Source organism: Corynebacterium sp. HMSC035E02 (assembly GCF_001836065.1).
In the GTDB taxonomy this organism is placed as follows: Bacteria; Actinomycetota; Actinomycetes; order Mycobacteriales; family Mycobacteriaceae; genus Corynebacterium; species Corynebacterium hiratae.
This window is the reverse complement of the sequence record NZ_KV827307.1, coordinates 1-22357: the sequence shown is the minus strand read 5'-3', so window position 1 is coordinate 22357 and position 22357 is coordinate 1. Positions and strand designations below refer to the sequence as shown.

At 62.2% G+C, this 22357-nt stretch carries 21 protein-coding genes, 1 tRNA gene and 1 pseudogene; 18 read left to right on the top strand and 5 right to left on the bottom strand.

Going from position 1 to position 22357, the window contains the following annotated elements:
- The first annotated feature begins 22 nt into the window (after positions 1-22).
- Positions 23-529 (top strand): hypothetical protein, encoded by a 507-nt coding sequence (locus HMPREF2635_RS12840; RefSeq protein WP_083321273.1) that lies wholly within the window; start codon positions 23-25, stop codon positions 527-529.
- A gap of 2 nt (positions 530-531) precedes the next feature.
- Here HMPREF2635_RS12840 and HMPREF2635_RS02010 read toward each other — a convergent pair whose 3' ends face one another.
- Complete coding sequence (locus tag HMPREF2635_RS02010; RefSeq protein ID WP_070512818.1) at positions 532-945, bottom strand: hypothetical protein; 414 nt, start codon at positions 943-945, stop codon at positions 532-534.
- A 48-nt stretch (positions 946-993) separates the two neighbouring features.
- Entirely contained in the window at positions 994-1710 is a 717-nt protein-coding gene (locus HMPREF2635_RS02005) for an ASCH domain-containing protein (protein WP_070512821.1), read from the bottom strand.
- 207 nt (positions 1711-1917) lie between these two features.
- On the opposite strand from HMPREF2635_RS02005, the gene HMPREF2635_RS02000 reads away from it, so the two are divergent.
- Entirely contained in the window at positions 1918-2463 is a 546-nt protein-coding gene (locus HMPREF2635_RS02000) for a hypothetical protein (RefSeq protein ID WP_070821190.1), read from the top strand.
- A gap of 35 nt (positions 2464-2498) precedes the next feature.
- Here the strand turns inward: HMPREF2635_RS02000 and HMPREF2635_RS01995 are convergent, their stop codons facing one another.
- Together HMPREF2635_RS01995 and HMPREF2635_RS01990 are read right to left on the bottom strand one after the other, a co-directional pair.
- On the bottom strand, positions 2499-3980 hold the full coding sequence (locus HMPREF2635_RS01995) for a multicopper oxidase family protein (protein WP_049156651.1): 1482 nt from the start codon (positions 3978-3980) through the stop codon (positions 2499-2501).
- A gap of 71 nt (positions 3981-4051) precedes the next feature.
- Positions 4052-4628 (bottom strand): annotated as a pseudogene (locus HMPREF2635_RS01990) (CueP family metal-binding protein).
- A 404-nt stretch (positions 4629-5032) separates the two neighbouring features.
- Between HMPREF2635_RS01990 and HMPREF2635_RS01985 the strand changes: the two are divergent.
- The 5 genes from HMPREF2635_RS01985 to HMPREF2635_RS01960 all read left to right on the top strand — a co-directional run bounded on the left by HMPREF2635_RS01985 (position 5033) and on the right by HMPREF2635_RS01960 (position 10294).
- Positions 5033-5755, top strand: a complete 723-nt coding sequence (locus tag HMPREF2635_RS01985; RefSeq protein ID WP_118781224.1) for a response regulator transcription factor — start codon at positions 5033-5035, stop codon at positions 5753-5755.
- The gene (locus HMPREF2635_RS01980) at positions 5752-6879 is read left to right on the top strand and encodes a sensor histidine kinase (RefSeq protein ID WP_049156643.1); all 1128 of its coding nucleotides are present in this window, start codon (positions 5752-5754) and stop codon (positions 6877-6879) included. The genes HMPREF2635_RS01985 and HMPREF2635_RS01980 overlap by 4 nt, the downstream gene beginning before the upstream one ends.
- Before the next feature lie 140 nt (positions 6880-7019).
- Positions 7020-7346 (top strand): heavy-metal-associated domain-containing protein, encoded by a 327-nt coding sequence (locus HMPREF2635_RS01975; RefSeq protein ID WP_049156640.1) that lies wholly within the window; start codon positions 7020-7022, stop codon positions 7344-7346.
- A gap of 51 nt (positions 7347-7397) precedes the next feature.
- Complete coding sequence (locus tag HMPREF2635_RS01965) at positions 7398-9632, top strand: copper-translocating P-type ATPase (RefSeq protein ID WP_083321272.1); 2235 nt, start codon at positions 7398-7400, stop codon at positions 9630-9632.
- Between the two features lie 47 nt (positions 9633-9679).
- On the top strand, positions 9680-10294 hold the full coding sequence (locus tag HMPREF2635_RS01960) for a YdhK family protein (RefSeq protein WP_049156630.1): 615 nt from the start codon (positions 9680-9682) through the stop codon (positions 10292-10294).
- A 461-nt stretch (positions 10295-10755) separates the two neighbouring features.
- On the opposite strand, the gene HMPREF2635_RS01955 is transcribed toward HMPREF2635_RS01960, so the two are convergent.
- Positions 10756-10840 (bottom strand) — tRNA-Leu (locus HMPREF2635_RS01955).
- Between the two features lie 190 nt (positions 10841-11030).
- Between HMPREF2635_RS01955 and HMPREF2635_RS01950 the strand changes: the two genes are divergently transcribed.
- From HMPREF2635_RS01950 to HMPREF2635_RS01900, 11 genes are all read left to right on the top strand, one after another.
- Entirely contained in the window at positions 11031-11855 is an 825-nt protein-coding gene (locus tag HMPREF2635_RS01950; RefSeq protein ID WP_046648646.1) for a DUF3662 and FHA domain-containing protein, read from the top strand.
- 44 nt (positions 11856-11899) lie between these two features.
- Positions 11900-12352, top strand: a complete 453-nt coding sequence (locus HMPREF2635_RS01945) for an FHA domain-containing protein FhaB/FipA (RefSeq protein WP_070821188.1) — start codon at positions 11900-11902, stop codon at positions 12350-12352.
- Positions 12349-13686, top strand: coding sequence for a protein phosphatase 2C domain-containing protein (locus tag HMPREF2635_RS01940; RefSeq protein ID WP_070702534.1), 1338 nt, complete (start codon positions 12349-12351; stop codon positions 13684-13686). Before HMPREF2635_RS01945 ends, HMPREF2635_RS01940 begins: the two co-directional genes overlap by 4 nt.
- Entirely contained in the window at positions 13687-15039 is a 1353-nt protein-coding gene (locus tag HMPREF2635_RS01935) for an FtsW/RodA/SpoVE family cell cycle protein (RefSeq protein WP_070702536.1), read from the top strand. It abuts the gene before it with no gap.
- Positions 15036-16466 (top strand): penicillin-binding transpeptidase domain-containing protein, encoded by a 1431-nt coding sequence (locus HMPREF2635_RS01930; RefSeq protein WP_070702538.1) that lies wholly within the window; start codon positions 15036-15038, stop codon positions 16464-16466. Before HMPREF2635_RS01935 ends, HMPREF2635_RS01930 begins: the two co-directional genes overlap by 4 nt.
- Positions 16466-17884, top strand: coding sequence for a serine/threonine-protein kinase (locus HMPREF2635_RS01925; RefSeq protein ID WP_049156622.1), 1419 nt, complete (start codon positions 16466-16468; stop codon positions 17882-17884). Before HMPREF2635_RS01930 ends, HMPREF2635_RS01925 begins: the two co-directional genes overlap by 1 nt.
- Positions 17885-17890: 6 nt before the next feature.
- Positions 17891-19831 carry a Stk1 family PASTA domain-containing Ser/Thr kinase gene (pknB, locus tag HMPREF2635_RS01920; protein WP_070702540.1) on the top strand — a complete coding sequence of 647 codons (1941 nt, stop codon included), beginning with the start codon at positions 17891-17893 and terminating at the stop codon, positions 19829-19831.
- Between the two features lie 67 nt (positions 19832-19898).
- The gene (gene crgA / locus HMPREF2635_RS01915) at positions 19899-20174 is read left to right on the top strand and encodes a cell division protein CrgA (RefSeq protein WP_010188168.1); all 276 of its coding nucleotides are present in this window, start codon (positions 19899-19901) and stop codon (positions 20172-20174) included.
- A gap of 15 nt (positions 20175-20189) precedes the next feature.
- Positions 20190-21266, top strand: coding sequence for a sensor histidine kinase (locus HMPREF2635_RS01910; protein ID WP_070512845.1), 1077 nt, complete (start codon positions 20190-20192; stop codon positions 21264-21266).
- Between the two features lie 48 nt (positions 21267-21314).
- Positions 21315-21524, top strand: a complete 210-nt coding sequence (locus HMPREF2635_RS01905) for a hypothetical protein (RefSeq protein ID WP_049156615.1) — start codon at positions 21315-21317, stop codon at positions 21522-21524.
- A gap of 11 nt (positions 21525-21535) precedes the next feature.
- Positions 21536-22189, top strand: coding sequence for a response regulator (locus HMPREF2635_RS01900; protein WP_049156612.1), 654 nt, complete (start codon positions 21536-21538; stop codon positions 22187-22189).
- Positions 22190-22357: the final 168 nt, after the last annotated feature.

Genomic DNA, 22357 nt, shown 5'->3' with positions numbered 1-22357 from the left:
ACACCGCTACCATTTCAGTCTTCTGAACAGCTGTTCCCTCGACCTCGAACCTTCCACGAATACCTCGACGAGTAACAGTGGGCCGTCGACAAGCACAGCCAGCACCACTGCCGAAACAGCAGAAGAGGGCCCACAGCCCACCCTCCCCGCTACGGAGGAAAACGTCGAAGGCGTCAACATAGATCAACCACAAGAGGAAGTCATCGGCTTCACCGAGGCCCCCGGCGCGGCGCAGCCTACTCCGATGGAGAAAACCATCGCATCGTGTGGAGACCCTTCGCTGCACGAAACCGGAACGACATTCTTCAGCGATGGAACCTCTGGCTGGACGCAACAGTGCTCAGACGAGATGCTGGCTGCGAATCCTCCAGTTCAAGAAGCCGCCGCGGTGTATGAAGCACCCGCCGTGCAGGAGAACTACGTTCATCCCGGTGCGTATTGCAGCGGCGGAAGCGGCGTATCAAAGAGAGGTGTCCCGATGACGTGCGCACCTGCTTCTGATGGCAGGATGCGCTGGCAAAGCGCGTAACCTCATTCCGGCAGTTGAGGGCCTTTACCCTTCTTCCACAACGCAAAGGCGATGCCTCTGCGAATCAGTGCTGAAAGCCCCACGGGTAGGCAGCACAGGAAGGGCAAAGCGATGAGCATCTGCTCGATCCAGCCGAAGAGACCAACCGCCCCGATAACGACGAAAACGGCATCCAGGCGGAAATCTGTAATGACCTTCCGCTGCATGGGCAGGGAAACAAGGTAAGCAATTCCCAGAAACACGAGTGCGGGAAGAAGCACAAAGACTGCAAGGAAGCCACTCTCAGCATCAGTTCCTTGCGTATCGACGAAAAAGAGGGCCACCAGCAGCCCAACAAGCACGAACTCCACAAACGGTAACCGCAGCACAGGGAAATCTATAAGCCGCGGTGGCAGGGCGGAAGCGGGGCCGAACATACCGACAGTCTAGGTAAAATCATTTCCGCGTGGGCTTCGCCAAAGCTTTTAAGCCTTGCGGAGCGTGAACTCAACGACGTCGACTTCGTCGTCCTCAGCTAATCCGGGATAGTGAGTATCAAGCGCTTCATGAAGCTCAGCAAGAGAGCCAAAGCCATCTCTTCGGGCTTGTTCCTCCGTCAAGGACCTCCGCTGGGTAGAAACAACTGACGTGACCGCTGCGGGAATGGTGACGACCTCTCCGGATTCTTTCTCAAAGACAATCTGGGCGCTTCCTTCATGGAAGGGATCATCCACCCGAATGGTTTGTTGCTTTTCTCCGCTTCGAATTGATTCCTCGTAACCTTCCCACATATAGATGCGTTGCTCTTTGTCCATGTCACGCCAGTTATATGCGAACGGTAAGAGCTCTTCCACAGTGAGTGCTTCAAGTCCATTGCTTCCGCGCACGATGCACCGGATAGACGGATCAGTATCAAATAGCACTTGGCGGCACTTTCCACAGGGCGAAAGCACCTGGCCAGTCGGACCGTGGACGGCGACTACCGCTCGGATCGGATCCTCTGGATGACTAGCAGCGTGGTTAGCTAAGGCCGAGATTTCACCACAGGGGCCACCGAGAAAATGATATGCGTTTAAACCGAGCACGTGTTTGCCGGATTCGGTCAGGAGGGCTGCGGCTACGGTGTGATCTACCCCGTCGTGGAAACGCTGCGCATGGGTCGTGGCTGCGGTCAGTAGTTCTCGGAGTTCATTAGTAATCATCCTTCAAAGGTAGCTGCTACTGCCACAACTCCCAAGCCCAAGGGATCACAAATCTGTCGCTGTCATTCACGGTAAATAAGGGCGAAAAACTTCGAATTTCTGGCCGCTATAATTCCCCGAAGATATCAATAACCCCGGCGATTTACTCCTACTTTCGTAGTGCAGGGATCGTTCCGGGGTTTTCAAAGCGCACATTATCATATCCATATGGATAATCCAAGCCCAGCCCAAGTACAGCTGTCCCAGTGGTTTTCATCTGCGCGAATGAGCAGGTACGCCGATCATCCATCACCAGAAACGCTCTACCTTTGGAATACTCACCTCACGAAAACCTATCTCGCAGACATCGAACACCTCGAAGTACTCCTCCGAAATAGCATTCACAATGCCCTAACCGGAAGGTACGGCGAGCGATGGTTTGACGACGATCGAATCCCTTTCAACGATGCAGCGAAGAAGAATATCCGCAAAGCGAAGAAACGGGCCGGGAAGGAAGGTGCACCACCAGGAAAAATCATCGCTGAACTCAGCTTCGACTTCTGGCGTTTCCTCTTGAGTAGTCACTATCAGGCGAGCGTCTGGCCTCAGGTTAAGAAGGCGTTGAAGAAAACCCCTGGCAGCAGACAGCAGTTTGAAGATCTTGACTCCGTTGATAACGCCATCCAAATGGTGGCAAGCTTTATTGATCCTCATGCCGAAGCATGGATCAAGGACAATTCCCGAGTCCCCGATATACGGGCACAACGACCTTAGCTGTATACCGCAGGACAAAGCGGAAAAGAGCCGGGTTACTCGTAGCGAAGCGAGCTGAACATCCCGGTTTCCATGTGATAGGCGTTATGGCAGTGAAATGCCCACTCACCGGGGTTGTCAGAGATCAGGTCGGCGATCATGGTTTCACCGTGGCGGAGAAGGACGGTGTCCTTGCGTAGCCCGCCGCTGCCGGGCAGCGCCCACGTGTGACCGTGGATGTGCATGGGATGGGGCATCATGGTCCTGTTGCGCATGACCATCCGCAGGCGCTGGCCCGCCTGCACGGTCGCGGAGGAGGATTGGCCGTCGGTGAGAATGCTCCATTCATACGGCATCATCTGCCCGCCCAGGTCGATGCTGACTTCTCGGTCTGGTGTGTCCTCGGGCAGGAGTGCACGGTCTGCTGGCTTCAGGGAGGACAGAAGCAGTCCGGTGGACGACAACTCGGGGAAGTCGACATCGGGGTGAGGGGCCTGGCCGCCGGCGGTGCGGATGACGGCGAAGGCGCGGTCGTCTTTACCCACTGCCAAAGCCGTGAGCGGGAAGATGCCGTCGCCGAGGATGACCTCGACGTCGACACGCTCGCCCATCGACAGGTAGATCGATTCGGTCTCCCGGGGCTGGACGGGGAAGCCGTCGGTGTGGGTGACGGTCATGCGGTGACCACCGAGGGCCACCTTGAATATGGTGTCACCGCCGGAGTTGATAAACCGCAGGCGGGCCTTGTCACCCGGGCGAGCCTCGAAGGTCCGGTGAGCACGGGGGATACGTCCGTTGATGAGGTAGTGCGGATACATCACATCGCCGGCATCCCCGCCCAGTACCCGGTCCGGGGTGCCGTGCATCATATGGCCGTGGCCTCCCATCCCCTTCTTCCCGTTATGGTCGCCCGAGCCCATTCCGGTGAGCTTGTCGAGCTCATCGTCGGGAGTGCCCTGAATGCCATCGACCCAGTCGTCGAGCACGATGGTCCACTCGACGTCCTGGTCCTCAGCGTCTTGCGGGTCACGGACGATCAGTGGGGCGTGGAGGCCGCGATCAAGCTGCAGGCCGGAGTGGGAATGGTAGAAGTAGGTGCCACCGTGGGGGACTTCAAAAACATAGGAGAAAGACTCGCCAGGTTCAATGGGGTCCTGGGTCATGCCGGGCACACCGTCGGCTGCGTTGTGGAGTGCGATGCCATGCCAGTGGATGGAGGTGCTCTCAGGCAGTTCATTGGTGATATCGACCTGGAGGACGTCGCCGACGGTGGCCTCAATGGCCGTATCCTCGGTGTCAGAGACGTATCCCCACGTCTTGGCTTCGATGCCGCCGATATCCAGAGAGAGGGGCCGGGCGGTCAGTGTCCGGCGCACCGTCGGCTCACCGAGCGCAGTGGGGGTGGGAGTGGGGCGAAGAGAGGAACCTGGTGCCGAGGCAGCGGGTCCAGGGTCGCTGGTGCAGGCGGCCACGGCCCCGGTGCCGGCGAGGACGAGCCCGCCGAGCAGAAACTGTCGTCGGGGAAACGCGTTCATCATGATTTAACCTTCCTTGGTGCTAGATTTCAGTGACACGGGAGACAGGTGCAGGTGAGGACCCTGCTGAGCCATCACGTCAGGCGCAGGTCTGTGACGCAGGTGGCACCGTCGTCGGCGGTGGAAAACTCCGTGGTGCCGGTACGCCCCTGGTAGCTGACCTCAATCAGGCCGGCGGCATCATCGGGAAGCCAGAAGCCAATAAACCCGTTGTCGAAGGTGGTTGTCGCCTCGTCCACCAGCACCTCACCGGTCGCCTCATCGGTGATCGTGACCTGGATATCCTCATTGTCGAGTTCCCCCAGGCAGGTCGTGAGGCTGTGGTAGAAGCAGTCGTGGGTGGAGGTGAGATAGGGTGCGATCGAGACATACGTCTGATTGTCGGGAAGATCGACCACGACTTCCTGGTCATCGCTCGAGAGCAGCAGTTCATCGGCACGCACTGAGGCGATCAGATCCGTGGGACGCTCCGTGACCTTCTGCCGGTCGAGGTGATCAATGATCTCCACCGCGTCCATGCCGGCCAGGCCATGGGTAGTCAGGAATGTATCCTGGGACACCGTCCCGTCGGCGGTGGGTTCCGGGTCGGCGGCCGAACACCCCCGTGAGGGCGAGGGCAAGGGCGGCGGCTGCGATCGCTGCTCGTTTCACGTCAATCTCCTTGGATCGTGGTAAGACCGTGAGAAGACACCGCCTCAAGGTCGATGCCATACCTTTATCTAGCACGGGTGCCTGACGGACTAGAAATCAAAACCCCTGCTCACAGCCTTATAACAGGGCGAAAAAGGGGGCGAATTCGGTGGGCTGGGTCACCACCGGGACACCACCCCACAGCCGTGGGCGATGTCCTTCTACCCGCCCCGGGTATGCGGTGCAGGCAGTGAAATCCCTGGTGGCGCCTGCTGAACCGACCAGGGGAGGCGATGCCGCCGGCCCGGGGTGGGGCGCAGGGGTGACGGCGGTCGAAGGGTGATGTTTGAAGATTTGATGAAGATTTCCCCGCTGGGCACTGAGCGAGGGTGATATTCCCCCTGGCCGGAGCGATACTGGGGTCCATGGCTAACCGCACACCGACCACCGCCACGCCCCCGGGGCGGGTGCTGGTCGTCGATGATGAACAACCCCTGGCTCAGATGGTGGCCTCCTACCTCATCCGGGCCGGCTTCGATACCCGCCAGGCGCACACCGGCACTCAGGCCGTGGACGAGACCCGTCGCTTTTCCCCCGATGTTGTGGTGCTGGATCTGGGGCTGCCCGAACTCGACGGCCTGGAGGTGTGCCGACGGATCCGCACCTTCTCGGACTGCTACATCCTCATGCTCACCGCCCGTGGCAGCGAGGACGACAAGATCAGCGGTTTGACCCTGGGGGCGGATGACTACATCACCAAACCTTTTAGCATCCGGGAACTGGTGACCCGGGTGCATGCGGTGCTACGCCGCCCGCGCACCAGCACCACCCCACCGCAGGTGACCACCCCCTTGATCGTTGGTGACCTCATCCTTGACCCCATCGCCCATCAGGTGCGGGTAGGGGAGACGACCGTGGAGCTCACCCGGACGGAGTTCGAGCTGCTGGTTGCCCTGGCCCTGCGCCCCGGCCAGGTGCTGACCCGCCACGACCTGGTCACCGAGGTCTGGGACACCACCTGGGTCGGTGATGAACGCATCGTCGATGTCCACATCGGCAACTTGCGTCGCAAGCTCGGCACCGACACCCGGGGCCGGGGGTTTATCGACACCGTGCGTGGCGTGGGCTACCGGGTGGGGCAACCATGAATCACGGACCCGGCCTGACCTTCCGCTTCCTGGCCGCCCAGGTGTTGGTCGTGGTGATTAGCCTACTGGTGGCCGCGGCCGTGGCCACGATGGTGGGTCCGACCCTGTTCCATGATCATATGTTGATGACCGGCCAGGAGGACCCCTCGCTGGAGCTGTTCCATGCCGAGCAGGCCTACCGGGGCGCCAACCTGATCACCCTGGCCGTCGCCCTGCCCACCGCCTTGATCAGCGCCCTGCTGGCCAGCCTGTGGTTATCGCGTCGTCTGCGCACCCCCCTGCAGGATCTCACCCGCGCCGCTACCAGCCTGACGGCCGGCAACTCCCGTATCCGCGTGCCCGCCGGAAAAGCAGGCCCCGAGGTCACCACCCTGGCGCATGCGTTCAACACCATGGCCGACCGGCTGGAACACACCGAACAGGTCCGCCGCCAGATGCTCTCTGATCTGGCCCACGAAATGGGCACCCCCTTATCGGTGCTCACGGTCTACCTCGATGGTCTCCAAGACGGGGTCGTGGACTGGAATAATGCCACCCACACGATCATGGCTGACCAACTCACCCGCCTGACCCGGTTGATGGAAGACATCGACGATGTCTCCCGGGCCCAGGAACACCGGATCGATTTGGACCTGGCGGAGGAAGGGCTCGGGAATCTGCTCCATACCGCCGCTGCTGCCGCGGGGGAAGCTTATGCTGACAAAGGCGTCGATTTACAGGTCGAGACCATTACAGACACCGCCCGGGTGCTCGTGGACCGGCAACGCTTCGGCCAGGTGATGAGCAATCTCCTGTCGAACGCGCTACGGCACACCCCGGCCGGCGGGCAGGTACGGATCAGCGTCCACCGACAGGGGGCGTCCACCGCACTCATCCACGTCGCCGATGACGGCGAGGGCATCCCACCTGACCAGCTCAGATACATCTTCGAACGCTTCTACCGGGGGGATGCCGCCCGCACCCGGGACAACGGCGGGGCCGGTATCGGTCTGACCATCTCCAAGGCATTGATCGAGGCCCACGGCGGCACTCTCACCGCCACCTCCCCCGGCCCCGGTCGCGGAGCGGTCTTTGCCCTCCGCCTCCCGCTGTCCCCTCCCGACAGTGAGGAGGCTGCTCGGTGACCACACCCTGCCCCGCGTGAGGGCCGCGACCTCGACCCATTGAAAATATACCCCCCTGGGGTATGCTGAAAATATACCCCCGGGGGGTATCTGCTAGAGAGCGGCATCGCCGCACCCCACCGAACCGAAGGAGCTTTCCCATGATCACCTCCCCGCCCCGCCTCTTGCCGATGGCCTCCCACGGCTGCAGCTGTTGCGGACCTGCCTCACGTGCCGACACCGCCTCCATCCCTGCCACCAGCGACTCGTCAGCAGGAGGGTCCTCCCCTAGCTACCAGGTCACCGGCCTGACCTGCGGGCACTGCGCGAAAAGCGTGACCCAGGCCCTTCAGGCCCTCCCCCAGGTCGACGACGTCCAGATTGATCTCGCTGCTGGTGGTGTTTCCACCGTCACGGTCACCGGTGTCGTACCTCCGGAGATGGTTCGCCGGGCCATCGAGGAGGCCGGCTACACCGTCTTATCCTGATCAGTTTTACTCATCATCTCGACCCCGACCGGGTTGAGCGAAAGGAACGTCATGAGCACTCCCCACCATTCGGGTGATCACCATGGTGATCACCCCGCTCCGGAAACAGACCACACCCACCACCCGGATCATGCCAGCCACGAACACCACGCAGATGCCGACACCCACGGCCAGGCGATGCCCCACGATCACCCGCACTCCGCCCTGGACGAAGACCACCACGTTCATAGTCACGGCGAACACGCCGGACACAGCACCGCAATGTTTCGGGACCGCTTCTGGTGGTCGCTGATTCTGTCCATTCCCGTCGCTATTTTCAGTCCCATGGTCACCCACCTGCTCGGCTACCACCTCCCGGCATTCCCCGGATCCACCTGGATCCCCCCGGTGCTAGGCACGATCATCTTCGGCTACGGCGGAACGCCTTTCCTCAAGGGTGGATGGAAAGAACTGAAATCCCGCAAACCCGGGATGATGCTCCTGATCGCCATGGCCATCACCGTGGCGTTTGTCGCCTCCTGGGTCACCACTCTGGGGCTGGGCGGTTTTGACCTGGACTTCTGGTGGGAGCTGGCCCTGCTGGTGACCATCATGCTGCTGGGCCACTGGCTGGAGATGCGCGCTCTCGGGTCCGCGTCCTCCGCGCTTGACGCGCTGGCTGCCCTGCTGCCGGATGAGGCCGAGAAAGTCATCGACGGGACCACCCGCACCGTGGCCATCTCCGAGCTGGTCGTCGACGACGTCGTGCTGGTGAGGGCCGGTGCCCGGGTGCCGGCCGACGGAACCATCCTCGACGGAGCCGCCGAATTCGATGAGGCGATGATCACCGGCGAATCCCGTCCCGTCTTCCGCGACACCGGTGACAAGGTGGTCGCCGGTACCGTGGCCACCGACAACACCGTCCGCATCCGGGTGGAGGCTACCGGCGGGGACACCGCCCTGGCCGGGATCCAACGCATGGTTGCCGACGCCCAGGAGTCCTCCTCCCGGGCCCAGGCCCTGGCGGATCGGGCGGCGGCGTTATTGTTCTGGTTCGCGCTGATCTCCGCTCTGATCACCGCGGTGGTGTGGACCATCATCGGCAGCCCGGACGATGTCGTGGTGCGCACGGTCACGGTGCTGGTCATCGCCTGCCCGCATGCCCTGGGCCTGGCGATTCCGCTGGTCATTGCGATCTCCAGCGAGCGGGCCGCGAAATCCGGGGTGCTCATCAAGGACCGGATGGCGCTCGAGCGGATGCGCACCATCGACGTGGTGCTCTTCGACAAAACCGGCACCCTGACCGAGGGTGCGCACGCGGTCACCGGTATCGCGGCAGCTGTCGGCGTCACCGAGGGCGAGCTGCTGGCCCTAGCCGCCGCCGCGGAGGCCGACAGCGAGCACCCCGTGGCCCGCGCCATCGTGGCGGCCGCGGCCGCCCATCCCGAGGCCTCCGGTCGGCAAATCCGTGCAACTGGTTTCAACGCCGCCTCCGGCCGGGGGGTCCGGGCCACTGTCGATGGCGCTGAGATCCTCGTGGGCGGGCCGAACATGCTGCGCGAGTTCAACCTCACCACCCCGGCCGAGCTCACCGACACCACCAGCGCCTGGACCGGGCGTGGGGCCGGTGTGCTCCATATTGTCCGCGATGGTCAGATCATCGGTGCGGTAGCCGTCGAGGACAAGATCCGCCCCGAATCCCGCGCCGCCGTGAAAGCCCTGCAGGACCGCGAGGTGAAGGTCGCGATGATCACCGGCGACGCCCAGCAGGTGGCCCACGCCGTCGGTCAGGACCTAGGCATTGATGAGGTCTTCGCCGAGGTCCTGCCCCAGGACAAAGACACCAAGGTCACGCAGCTGCAGGACCAGGGTTTGAGCGTGGCCATGGTCGGTGACGGTGTCAATGACGCCCCCGCTCTGACCCGCGCGGAAGTCGGTATCGCCATCGGTGCCGGCACGGATGTGGCCATGGAATCTGCCGGGGTGGTCCTAGCCAGTGATGACCCGCGGGCAGTGCTGTCGATGATTGAGCTGTCCCAGGCCAGCTATCGCAAGATGATCCAGAACCTGATCTGGGCCTCTGGCTACAACATCCTCGCCGTGCCGTTGGCCGCCGGAGTGCTCGCCTCGATCGGGTTCGTGCTGTCCCCGGCCGTGGGCGCGATCTTGATGTCTGCCTCGACCATCGTGGTGGCCCTGAACGCCCAGCTGTTGCGCCGCATTGATCTGGATCCGGCTCACCTGGCTCCGACCGACGGGAAGGAGGAACACAGTGGGTCGATATCCCCCGTAACCGTTACTGACTGACCTTGTCTCTCGACCCCTAACTCACACCACCTTTGAAAGGAACGCTCATGAAACGCAGCATTACCCTCGCCGCCTTGGTACTGACCTCCACCCTGGCGCTGACCGCCTGCAGCGACGCCACCGACAACTCCGACGATGCCGACACCACCAGCACCACGACGGCAACCGCAGAGACCAACGAGACCCACCAGGAAGACACCACCACTGCCGACGAAGGGCACGGCGGGCACGACCACCCTGCCGACGGCGGGGCACCGCCGGCAGGCATTGAAGAGGCCGAGGATCCCACGTACCCGGTGGGCACCGAGGTCATCCTCACCGCTGACCACATGCCCGGCATGGACGGGGCCACAGCCACCATTTCCAGGGCGTTTGACACCACGACCTATTCGGTCAGCTACACCCCCACCGAGGGTGGGGCCCCGGTTACCGACCACCGCTGGGTCGTCCATGAGGAGCTCGTCGATCCGGGTCAGGCCCCCCTGCCCGACGGGGCGAGCGTTGTCCTGGATGCCGAGCACATGTCCGGCATGAAGGGTGCTGAGGCCACCATCGATTACTCCACCGAGGAGACGGTCTACATGGTTGATCTCACCGTCGACGGGATGACGATGACCAACCACAAGTGGGTCACCGAGAGCGAGATCCAACCCGCCGAATAGTCCACCCACCCTGAACCGCGAGACCAGACAAGGCACCCGCTCCAGAGTCGGTCATCAATCGCTGCCGACCATGCCGAAGCAAACCAGCCACACACGGAACCTGCACGCCCACAGGGCCCACGCTGAGGTAGGCCTTCTGTGTCACTGCTTCTCTTAGTCAGGGAAATATGCCCTGGAATGACCCTGGTGACAGGAGTTCATTCCAGGGCTTTGGGTGCTGTTGCAAAGTTGGGGCAGTAGGAAGAGCGACGTGAAATAATCACAGCCATGGGTATCTTCTCCGGTCGTCATTTCCCCCGTGACATCATTCTGTGGGCAGTGCGGTGGTACTGCCGCTAGGGGTGAGCGGAGTTAGAATGTAAATCCCGGCCGCTCAAGTTCAGAGAAACAAAGAAACCGAAGGTCACGAACTCTTTCGAGTTTGTTACCTCCGGTGTCGCAGTTTGTTCAACTGCTCAGCGTGCCCGGGGCGGGACTTGAACCCGCACGTCCTATAAGGACACTGGCACCTGAAGCCAGCGCGTCTGCCAATTCCGCCACCCGGGCAGGGTATTGATGTCTTGGCGACTAGCTAACCTTAGCACGCAGTCCAACAGATTCTACAAATCCGCTGGCAAACCCGAACTTTCCAGGGAACTATAGGCCGCGCGTCTACGTTAAATAGAGGAAAGCAACCTATACTGATCGCTGCTATACCTCTCCCTTGAACATCCCGAAAGGAGGACGGCGTTACCCTATGGCATTTCTTGACAAGCTCGCCAAGCTGGATTCTTCCTTGCAACGCGGACTGGACAACGGCATGGCCTTTGTCTTCGGCGGTAAAGTCGTCCCCGCAGAGATTGAGGAGCTTCTCAAGCAGGAGGCGCAAGACAATCTGTCCCGCGGTGATGATGGCAAGCTTTATAGCCCCAACGTCATGACCGTCGGCGTGTCCTCCAAGGACATCGAGAATCTCTCACAGGACCGGGATGTTCCCAAGGATCTAGCTGATCAGCTCACCCGCTTCATCCGTAACAGTGGCTGGTCCCTCGCCGGGCCGGTCATCGTCCGCATCGCGGAGGAGTCGGGGCTGCGGACTGGGCAGTTGCGCGTGTCCTCTTTTTTGGATCACGAGCCCACCGAAGAAACCGGATTCGATGCGATTTTCCACCACGACCATGGTCAGGAGGACTCTATGACCCAGCCGCACAACGCCGACGAGGCCGCAACCACCGCCTTCATGGCCCCCACCCCGAATCAGCCGGCGCCGCAGGGCCCGGCGGTGACGCTCATGTTGCAGGACGGTTCCTCCCGCGTCTACCACGTGCAGGAGGGCTCCAATATTCTGGGCCGCAGCAACGACGCGGACCTGCGCCTGCCGGATACCGGTGTCTCCCGCCAGCACGCGGAGATCACCTGGAACGGCCAGGACGCCGTGCTGGTGGACCTGCAGTCCACGAACGGCACCACCGTCAACGACACCCCGATTGAGAACTGGCTGCTTGCCGACGGCGACGTGATCACCCTCGGTCACTCCCACATCGAGGTGCGCATCACCGGCCTCGAAGACCACGGCTACTAAGCCGCCCGGCAATTGTTCCCAGATTCTTAGCGTAAGGACTTTTCATGGATTCGATCGTGCTGCTCTCGCTGCGCATCGGCCTGCTGGTGTTGCTGTGGCTGTTTATCTTGGTCGCGCTCAACGCCATGCGCCGCGACGCCAATAAGGCCGCCGGCGTCTACCAGGCATCGTCCCCGGTGAAGGGGGCCCAGAAGCGTCGCGAAGCGCCGCGTGAAATCGCCATCGTGGACGGGCCGCTGCGCGGTTCCCACATGGAACTGGGCACGCTCGAAGACTGTACGATGGGCCGCGCGCAAGACTGTGACTTTGTCACCGGTGATGATTTCTCCTCCGGCCACCACGCCCGCCTCTTCCGCAGGGGCAGCGAGTGGTTCGTGGAGGACCTCGAATCCCGCAACGGCACCTTTGTTGGTGGCGTTCGCATTGACCAGCCAGAACGAGTCGGAGTCGGCTCCGATATCAAACTTGGCCGAACGACCGTGAGGTTGATGGCATGACTTTAAGCCTGACTTTTACTGCAGTGACGGACCGCGGATTGGTCCGCGAAAACAATGAGGATTCCGCCCACGCGGGCCCGCACCTGCTGGTGCTGGCCGACGGCATGGGTGGCCACGCCGCCGGCGAGGTCGCTTCCACCACCATGGTGGAGCACATGGCCTCCCTCGAGCGTGATCCGGGCGATAACGACATGCTGGCCCTGCTCGGCGCGGCGGCGGAAGACGCTAATGCGGCGATCCGCGAGCACGTGGACGAGCACCCGGAGACGGAGGGCATGGGCACCACGCTGACCGCCCTGCTTTTTAACGGCTCCGAGTTCGGCGTGTGCCACGTGGGTGATTCCCGCGGCTACCGGCTGCGTGAGGGCAAGCTGACCCAGATCACTAAGGATGACACCTATGTACAGTCCCTGGTGGATGAGGGCAAGCTCGATCCAGAAGATGTATCTTCCCACCCACAAAAGTCGTTGATCCTCAAGGCCTACACGGGCCGCCCGGTAGAGCCGACGCTCTTCATGCTCGATGCTGAACCGGGCGACCGCCTCCTGTTGTGCTCGGATGGCCTCTCGGATCCAGTGACGGCCTCTACCATCGAGCAGGCGCTGAAGCAGGGCACGGTCGAGGAAGCCGCCACCACCCTGCGGGATCTAGCGCTGCGCTCCGGCGGCCCTGACAACGTCACCATTGTGGTGGCAGAGGTCGTGGAAGCGGAGGGTGACGAGGACTCCCCCATCACCGTCGGCGCCATCCAAGGTGTTGTTCCGGAGCCGACGCACCCGGATTCTTCCGCGAGCCGCGCCGCAAAGCTGATCTCGCCCCCAAAAGCCCAGGCCGCTGAGGAGAAGCCCCAGGAGGACCCACAGCGGCGGCCCCAGCGAAGCCGGATTGGGTGGAAGGTGATTGCGTGCCTTGCCATCGTCATCGTGCTCGTCGTCAGTGGCGGGCTCTGGATGAAGAATTATCTGGGCAATAACTATTACGTGGCTACGGATGAGGGTGGCACCCTCACTATCCAGCAGGGTGCGGATTATGAAATCTTTGGCCGCCCGCTGCACCACACCTATCAGAATGCGTGCCTAGGCAAGGACAATGCGCTCAAGCTCGGGCACGGAGAGTGCGCGGGCGACTTTGCGCCGTTCACGCTGAAGGATTTGCCCGAATCTGAACGTGCCGCTGTGGGCAACCTGCCCTCCGGCTCCTATGACGAGGTGCAAACGCAGCTGTCGCAGCTCTCGGACAAGGCGCTCAAGCCTTGCCCGAAGGCCTCGAAGGACGGAAAAGACGGAAAAGATGACAAGAGCGCGTCCAAAGGAAACTGCCGGGAGGTGAAGTAGGTGAGTAAATTCTTCTCCCGCGGCACCGAATTCGGCCTGCTCGTGCTGGCCACCGTGGTTTTCGCCATCACCTTGGTCAGCCTTGAGCTGTCCCAAGGCAACGTGCTGACACTCGATGTGCTCTACCTCATCGGCGGTTTCATCGGCGTCTTTGCTGTCGCTCACTTGGTGCTCTGTTTCCTGGCACCCTATGCGGATCAGCTCATGCTGCCCATCGTCGCGGTGCTCAACGGCACCGGGCTCATTCTGTTGCAGCGCCTCGATCTAGCTAATGGCGGCGGGCTGGCGGTGCGGCAGGTGATGTGGACCATCGTGGGCCTCATCCTCTTCGCGCTGGTGCTCGTCCTCCTGCGAGATCACCGCTCGCTGACGCGGTATTCCTATATCTTGGGCGCGCTGGGCCTGATCCTCCTCGCCTTGCCCCTGGTGTGGCCGCAGCCGCCGGGCGTCGACGCCCGCATCTGGCTGTGGCTCGGACCCTTTTCCATCCAGCCGGGTGAGTTCTCCAAGATCCTGCTGATTTTGTTCTTCGCCATGCTGCTGACCCAGAAGCGCTCGCTGTTCACGGTGGCCGGCTACAAGTTCTTGGGTATTTCCCTGCCGCGCCTGCGGGATCTCGCCCCCATCCTGGTGATTTGGGGCATCGCGATTGTCATCATGGGCATTTCCAATGACTTCGGCCCAGCCCTGCTGCTGTTTAGCACCGTGCTCGGCATGCTCTTTATGGCCACCAACCGCGTGAGCTGGCTGCTCATTGGCGTCATCCTCGTGGGCATCGGTGGCTTCGGCATCTACCAGGTCTCGGAGAAGATCCAGCAGCGCTTCTCCAACTTCCTGGATCCGCTGGCTAACTATGATTCCACCGGCTACCAGCTCTCCCAGGCGCTCTTCGGCATGTCCTCCGGCGGTATTACCGGCACCGGCCTAGGCCAGGGCCACCCGGACATGGTGCCGGTGGCGCATTCGGACTTTATCCTGGCCGGAATCGGTGAAGAGTTCGGGTTGGTTGGCCTCGCCGCGGTGCTTGTGCTGTTTGCCATGCTCGTCTCCCGCGGCTTCCGCACCGCGCTGACCTGCCGCGATACCTACGGCAAGCTGGTCTCTTCAGGGCTGGCCCTGACGCTGGCCGTGCAGGTCTTCGTCGTTACCGGCGGCATCTCCGCGCTGCTGCCCATGACGGGCCTGACCACGCCGTTCATGTCTGCGGGTGGTTCCTCTCTCATGGCTAACTACATGCTGCTGGCCATCCTGCTGCGCATCTCCAACGCGGCACGCCGCCCGGCGCGCGAGCTGAGCTCAAACGCACCCACTGACACGTCCATGTTCCCCGCCGTCCAGGAGGCCACGCGATGAATAGATCGATCCGCCTCGTTTCCCTCTTTGCCCTGATCCTTACCGCCGTCCTCCTGGTGAACCTCACGGTGGTGCAGGCGTTTTCGACGGATAAATACGCCCACAACCCCAAGAATGTTCGCGGCTATCTGGAAATGCGCACGACCCCGCGCGGCCAGATCTTCGCCGGCGATACGGTCTTGGCGCAGTCCACCGCGGATGAGAACGGCAATTACTCGCGTTCCTACCCCACCGATTCCCCGGCCTTCGCTGATATCACCGGCTACCTGTCGGAGCGCTTCGGCGCCTCCCAGCTGGAGGCCTCCCAGAATGACATCCTCAATGGCAAGGATGATTCGCTGCTGGCGCGCAATTGGCTCGATATGTTGTCCGGCAAGCCGCAGAAGGGCGCGAACGTCGAGGTCACCGTCGATCCGGCCCTGCAGCAAACCGCCTACGATCAGCTCGCTGGACCGGGTTATAACGGCGCGGCCGTGGCCATCCAGCCCTCGACGGGCAAGATTTTGGCCATGGCCTCTTCCCCCAGCTTCAACGTCTCCGACCTGCTCGGTGATAACGCCGGCGAGAAGTGGGAGCAGCTGCAGAACCAGGAAGGCACCCCGCTGGTCAACCACGCCACGCAGGACACCCTTCCGCCCGGGTCCATCTTCAAGATCATTACGACTGCCGCAGGCCTCAATAACGGTTTCAATCCGAACTCCACGCTGACCGGCGCGGCGTCCATTACGCTGCCCGATACCGTCACGGAGCTCACCAACTACGGCAACCAGTCCTGCGGCGGCGCGGATAGCGTCACCCTGCAGACGGCCTTCGCGCTGTCCTGCAACACCGCTTTTGTGCAGATGTCGGAAAGCATCGGCGCCGATGAGCTGCGCAAGTACGCCGAAGGCTTCGGCGTGGGTGAGAAGTACTCGTTGGGTGTTAATACTTCCGCCGGCGCGCTCGGCGAGCTTGGCGACGGCGCCCAAGTCGCCCAATCCGCCATCGGCCAGCGCGACGTGACCATGTCCGCCCTCCAGGCAGCCATCATGGCCGGGACCGTGGCTAATAAGGGCAAGCGCATGGAGCCCTACCTGGTCAACCGCATCACCGATGCCCAAATGAATGAGCTGCGCACCACCACACCGCGCCAGGCCGCTGAAGCTGTGGATGAAGAAACGGCTAATACCATCAAGGACCTCATGTTCGCTTCCGAGCGCAGCACCTTCGGCTACGACGGAAACGGTTTTGCCTCGAAGACCGGCACCGCTGAGCACGGTGAGGGCCTCGCCCCGCACGCATGGTACGTGGCCTTCGACCCGGACAAGGACATCGCGGTGGGCGTCGTGGTCAAGGACGGCGGGCACCTTGGCCAGAATGCCACCGGCGGCCAGGTCTCCGCGCCTATCGGCCGCGCCATCCTGCGCGCATACGGAGGTGAGCAGTAGTGAATAGTGCAGATAACAAAAAGCACCTCCAAGAACTGATCGGTGAGGACTACCAGCTGCAGTGGATCGTCGGCCACGGCGGCATGTCCACGGTGTGGCTGGCGGATGATGTGCGCAACGACCGCGAAGTCGCCCTCAAGGTCCTGCGCCCCGAGTTCTCCGACAACAACGAGTTTCTCTCGCGCTTCCGCAACGAGGCCAAGGCGGCAGAGTCCATCGATTCCGAGAACGTCGTGGCCACCTACGACTACCGCGAGCTCGAGGACAACGGCCGCACCTTCTGCTACATGGCCCTGGAGTACATCCGCGGCGAATCCCTGGCAGACCTCTTGGCACGCGAGGGCGCGCTGCCGGAGACCCTGGCGCTCGACGTCATGGAGCAGGCCTCCCACGGCCTATCCGTGATCCACCACATGGGCCTGGTGCACCGCGATATCAAGCCCGGCAACCTCATGATTACCCAAAACGGGCAGGTCAAGATCACTGACTTTGGCATCGCCAAGGCCGCCGCCGCCGTGCCGCTGACCCGCACCGGCATGGTCGTCGGCACCGCCCAGTACGTCTCCCCCGAGCAGGCCCAGGGCTACGAGGTCGGCCCAACTTCGGATGTCTATTCACTCGGTGTGGTGGGCTACGAGATGCTGGCCGGCAAGCGCCCCTTCAGCGGTGATTCCTCGGTATCGGTGGCGCTGGCACACATTAGTCAGGCGCCGGAGCCCTTGTCGACGTCGATTAGCGCGCCCACCCGGGAACTGATCGGCATGGCCCTGCGCAAGGACCCCAACACCCGCTTCGCTGATGGCAACGAGTTCACCAATGCGATCTCGGCCGTACGCCAGGGCCAGCGCCCGCCGCAGCCCAAATCCGCGGCGCTCGCACCCATCGCTGCTGAACCTTCTCCCTCCGCCTCGACGGAAATGCTGGCCAACATGGCGCACCCCACCACGGTGCGGCCAGCCGTCCAGCCTTCTACACCAGAGCCGGAGGAGCGCCCCGCCAAGAAAGGTGGTTTCGGCACCGGGTTGCTCATCGCCGTGGCCATCGCCGCCCTCGTGGCCGTCGGACTCATGGCCTACCGGATGTGGGGGAACACGGCACCGACCCCACCACCAGCGCCGACGGAGGTCATCGTGACCGAGACGGTTGTGCCGGAGACGACAGAGGAAGAGGAAACGGAAGCTCCCGAGACTGTCGAGATCACCACCGTCGAGGAGGAACCAACCCGGGTCACCGTTACCACGACGCACTCGGTCATCCCCGCCCCGCCGGTGACCACGGAACACACGACCCATCAGGACCCGCCCGAGTTCCCTACGGAGGAGACGCAACCGCAGGTCAATGACAGCCCAACGCCCGCGCCCGAACTAGACTCACAGAGCAACCCCACCGAAGAATCCGCACTACAGGGAGGCCAGTAACCCACCATGGTCAGTGATCGGTACCACCTCCGCCAGTCCATTGGCACCGGCGGCATGTCCGAGGTGTACGAAGCCGAGGACTCCGTTTTGGGGCGCACCGTCGCCATCAAGATGCTGCGCCCCGACATGGCGCGCGACGTCAACTTCCGCGAGCGTTTCCGCCGCGAGGCCCAGAATTCCGGCAAGCTCAACCATCCGAACATCGTCGCCGTCTTCGACACGGGTGAAAAGGACGTCGATGGCCTGATGGTGCCCTACATCGTCATGGAATACGTGCAGGGCCGCACCTTGCGCGACATCGTCCGTGAGGATGGCCCCATGCCGGTCGAAGAGGCAGCGCGCGTGCTCAAGCCGGTGGCAGACGCTCTGCAGTCTTCCCACGAGGCCGGGATTATCCACCGCGATATTAAGCCGGCCAACATCATGCTGACCAACACCGGCCAGGTGAAGGTCATGGACTTCGGCATCGCCCGCGCGCTGGATGATTCGACGTCCGCGATGACGCAGACCTCCGCGGTGATCGGCACCGCGCAGTACCTCTCGCCGGAACAGGCCCGCGGCAAGCCTGCCGACGCCCGCTCTGACGTCTACGCTTTGGGCTGCGTCATGTATGAAACGGTTACCGGCCGCACGCCGTTTGAAGGTGAAACACCTTTTGCGGTGGCTTACCAGCATGTGCAGGAGGATCCCGCACCGCCCTCGGAGCTCATCACCGAAGAGCTGACGGAACGGCAGCGCCTCGGCGTCGACGCCGTCGTGCTCACGGCGATGGCCAAGCACCCCGCGGACCGCTACCAATCTGCTTGGGAAATGGGCGATGACCTCGAGCGTTTGGCCCAGGGCCAGCTGCCGGAGGCAGCACGCTCCCACGTCAACGATGAGGATCACCCCACCACGATGGTGGCACCCGTGGCCGCGCAGCACCGCGCACCGGTGGCCTCGACTCGTCCCTCTGAAGACGATGAGTCCGGCTCCGGTCTGAAGTGGCTGGCGGCGCTGCTCGCGGCCTCTCTCGTCGCCATCATTGGTTATTTTGCCTGGGACTTTTGGGATAGCTCCCGCCAAGAGGCCCGCGAGCGCGAGCAGGAGCAGCATGAAGCAGCCCAGCGCGCGAACATGGTGACTATCCCGAAGGTGGCCAACCGCCCGCGCAACGAAGTGGTAGAGGAACTAGAGAAGCTTGGCCTGCTGGTAAGCATCAACGAGGAAGCCAGCCCCGATGTGCCGCGCGGCAAGGTCATCCGCATCAACCCTGCGGAAGGCTCAGAGCTGCAGAAGAACTCCTCGGTCACGCTGACGGTGTCCTCCGGCAAGGAGGTCACCGAGGTCCCGGATCTCACCGGCATGAAGCTGGATGAAGCCACCGCCGCGCTGGAGGAAGCCGAGCTAGAGCTCCACACCGACGTCGAGCAGGTGAACGATGAGGCCCCTGCGGGCGAGATCATTTCCCAGAACCCGGCGGGCGGTACGCAGCTGTCCAAGGGTTCGAAGGTGCGGATCACCGTCTCCAAGGGGCAGAAGGAAGTCAGCGTCCCGGATGTCAGCGGTATGGATCGTGACCGCGCGGTCGAGATGCTGTCCTCCATGGACTTTGACGTCAACGTGAACTCGGTGGACTCTGAGCTTCCGGAAAACCAGGTGCTCAGGGTCGTCGAGAAGGGCCAGAAGCTGCCCAAGGGCAGCCAGGTCACCCTGGAGGTCTCGAACGCGATGCTCATCCAGGCACCGGACCTGACGCATTCCACCCAGCAGGAAGCCGAATCCGCGCTGCGCGCCAAGGGCTGGTCTGGCTCCCTCGACGTGGGCGAGCGCATCCCAACGTCTAACCCGATCGACAGCGACAAGATTGGGTGGGCGTCGGCAAGCCGCGGCGATGTCATCCGCAAGGATGCGACCATCCACGTCCGGTTCTGGGAGTTTGACCCTGCGGCGCTGCTGCCGCAGTAGCTCTAATTGCCGCAGCTGCTAAGGTATTCCACAGATTAACCCCCCTATTCTTCGTGAAGGTGTAACAATGCCAAAGTCCAAGATCACGACGGAGGGCTCCGCACTCCCGCAGTCCTCCAGCTCTGCTACTAACCGCACCCCGGTCAAGATCAACTCTGAGGGCACCCCGAAGTGGTACATCGCCATCATGCTGGGCCTCATGCTCCTCGGCCTGCTCTGGCTGGTCGTGAACTACCTGGCGGGCGAGTCCATTCCGTTCATGCAGGAGCTGGGCCCGTGGAACTACGGCATCGGCTTCGGCCTGGCCATCATCGGCCTGTTGATGACGATGGGCTGGCGTTAGTTTTCATCGCCGCCAATGAACTCCTCGAGGTTCTATAGCATCGCCGGTGTCGGCTGCATCATTCTGGTGATGCTCACCGTCACGGTGGACAAAAGCTTCCTCACCCCTGGCGCACTCGTACTCGCCGGCCTCGGTGTCACGCTGACGCCGCTGGCCCTCCGCTACCCTCTTGTGGCGGCCTGCGGGTACGGTGCGCTTTTTGCGCTGACGGTGTGGCTCTCGGAGTGGCGGTCTTTCCTGCTCTTGGCGTGGAGCCCCGTCATCGTGGGCATCGTGGCGTTTCGCACGCGCTGGCTGTGGGCGGTCCTTCCAGCGGTGGCGTACACCTACCTCGTCACGACGGATCCTGCGAACAACTATCTTCCGGATTTCGATCCCTTGAACCTGTCGCTGCCTCTCATCTTGTATGCGGTAGCCATCGTCATTGGGGCCGCGCTGCGCAAAAACCGGGACCAGCGTCTTGCCGCCGAACAGCGCGCCGCCGAGCAACGCGAGGCGCTGATGACCGCCCTTCATGATTCGGTGGCTGCGACGCTAACCTCCGTGGTCATGCGCTCCGAAACCTTGGCGCTGACCCAAACGGACCCTTCCGCGGCTGACTCCGCGGAAGCGATTGCTAACGACGCCCGCCGGGCCATGGGCGAGGTCCGTGATCTATTGCGCGTGATGAAGAATGAGAGCGTGACTCAGGGAGTTAAGTCCTTGGAAGAAGACCTCGACACCATGGTTAGCTTCCTGAGCAGCCACGGCTTCCACTGCGAAGCACAGATCAATGTAGGCAAGAACGGTGAGCTCGCGCTACCGGAAAAGCTCTCCCTCGTGTTCTCTGAACTCGCCATTAACATCCTCAAGTACGCTCGCCCTGAATCCCGTGTGAGCATCGAGGCCACCGGCAGCTCCAAATCCATCGACCTCGTGATCACTTCCGAGATTGCGGCGCAACAATCACGCCAGTACATGACGACGAATCTGGGCTTGGGGGAAATCGCCCGCCGTGTTCGCAGGATGCACGGCAGCTTCGGCAGCGGCAAAGAAGGCAATCTCTGGGTCACACGCCTTTCTCTTCCGGCCGCCTGCCTAAGGAAAATATAGTAAGATTGCCCGATAGTCCGCTATTTCTTAGATTTTAAAAGGTTCGACATGCGTACTTCCCTCGCCGTTGCCGCCGCAGCACTCGCGCTGTTCTCGGCACCAATTGCCAGCGCTGCTGAGACTCCCGCTGAAACCAACGTTGACGCTGCTGCTGAGACCACCGAGTCCACCGGATTCACCTTCTACAGGTCGTACGCGAGCGAATTCGCCGACCACTTCCGTTGCTCCACCAGCCCCCAGCGCTGGTGGTGCGGCTAAACTGTTTCTCCATGAGCATTCGGGTTTTCCTCGTTGATGATGATGAGCTCGTTCGCTCGACGCTCCGCGTCTATTTCCAGACCACCGAAGACATCACGGTGGTCGGTGAGGCAACCAATGGTGCGGATTGCTTAGCGCAGATTGAAGAAGTCAATCCGGACCTCGTCCTCGCCGATATTCACATGCCGCACATGGACGGCATTACGCTGCTCAAGCACCTTAATTCCGGACCGAATCCCCCGACGTTTTTGGCGGTGACCGCCTTCGACTCGGATGACACGATGCTGAAGATCCTGCGGGCGGGCGGCGCGGGTTATATCTTGAAGAACCAACGCCCGCGCTCCATCATTGAGGCGGTTCGAGCCGCTGTGGAAGGTGGCACCGTCGTGGCGCCCGCCGCCATGCACCGTTTGGTCGACTACATCGGTGAGCCTGCCACCCCACGCGATCCCGTCGCCGCCGCCATTGAGAGCCACGAGCTTCACGACGCCGAAATAGCCGTCCTCAAGCTCCTCCTCGCCGGCAACTCCAATTCAGAGATCGCCGCCGCCACTCATTATTCGGAATCCGCCGTGAAGAAGCATGTCTCACGCCTCATCACCATCTTCGGCGCCAGCACGCGCCTAAACCTGGTGACCAAAATTTTAGGTGGCGCTGGCTCCTAAGTAGGGATCGCCGATGTTGCGGGAGCCACCCGGTGGCTTCCGCTTCAGCGTGTGTTTGGGATTGGGGTTTAGGTATCCGGCGGTACTGCGTCGAGTACGTCCCCGTTAGCCTGCTGCTTCAATGCTGCTTGCGCTGCCTTGTACGCCGGCTGGGACGTAATCGGCTCC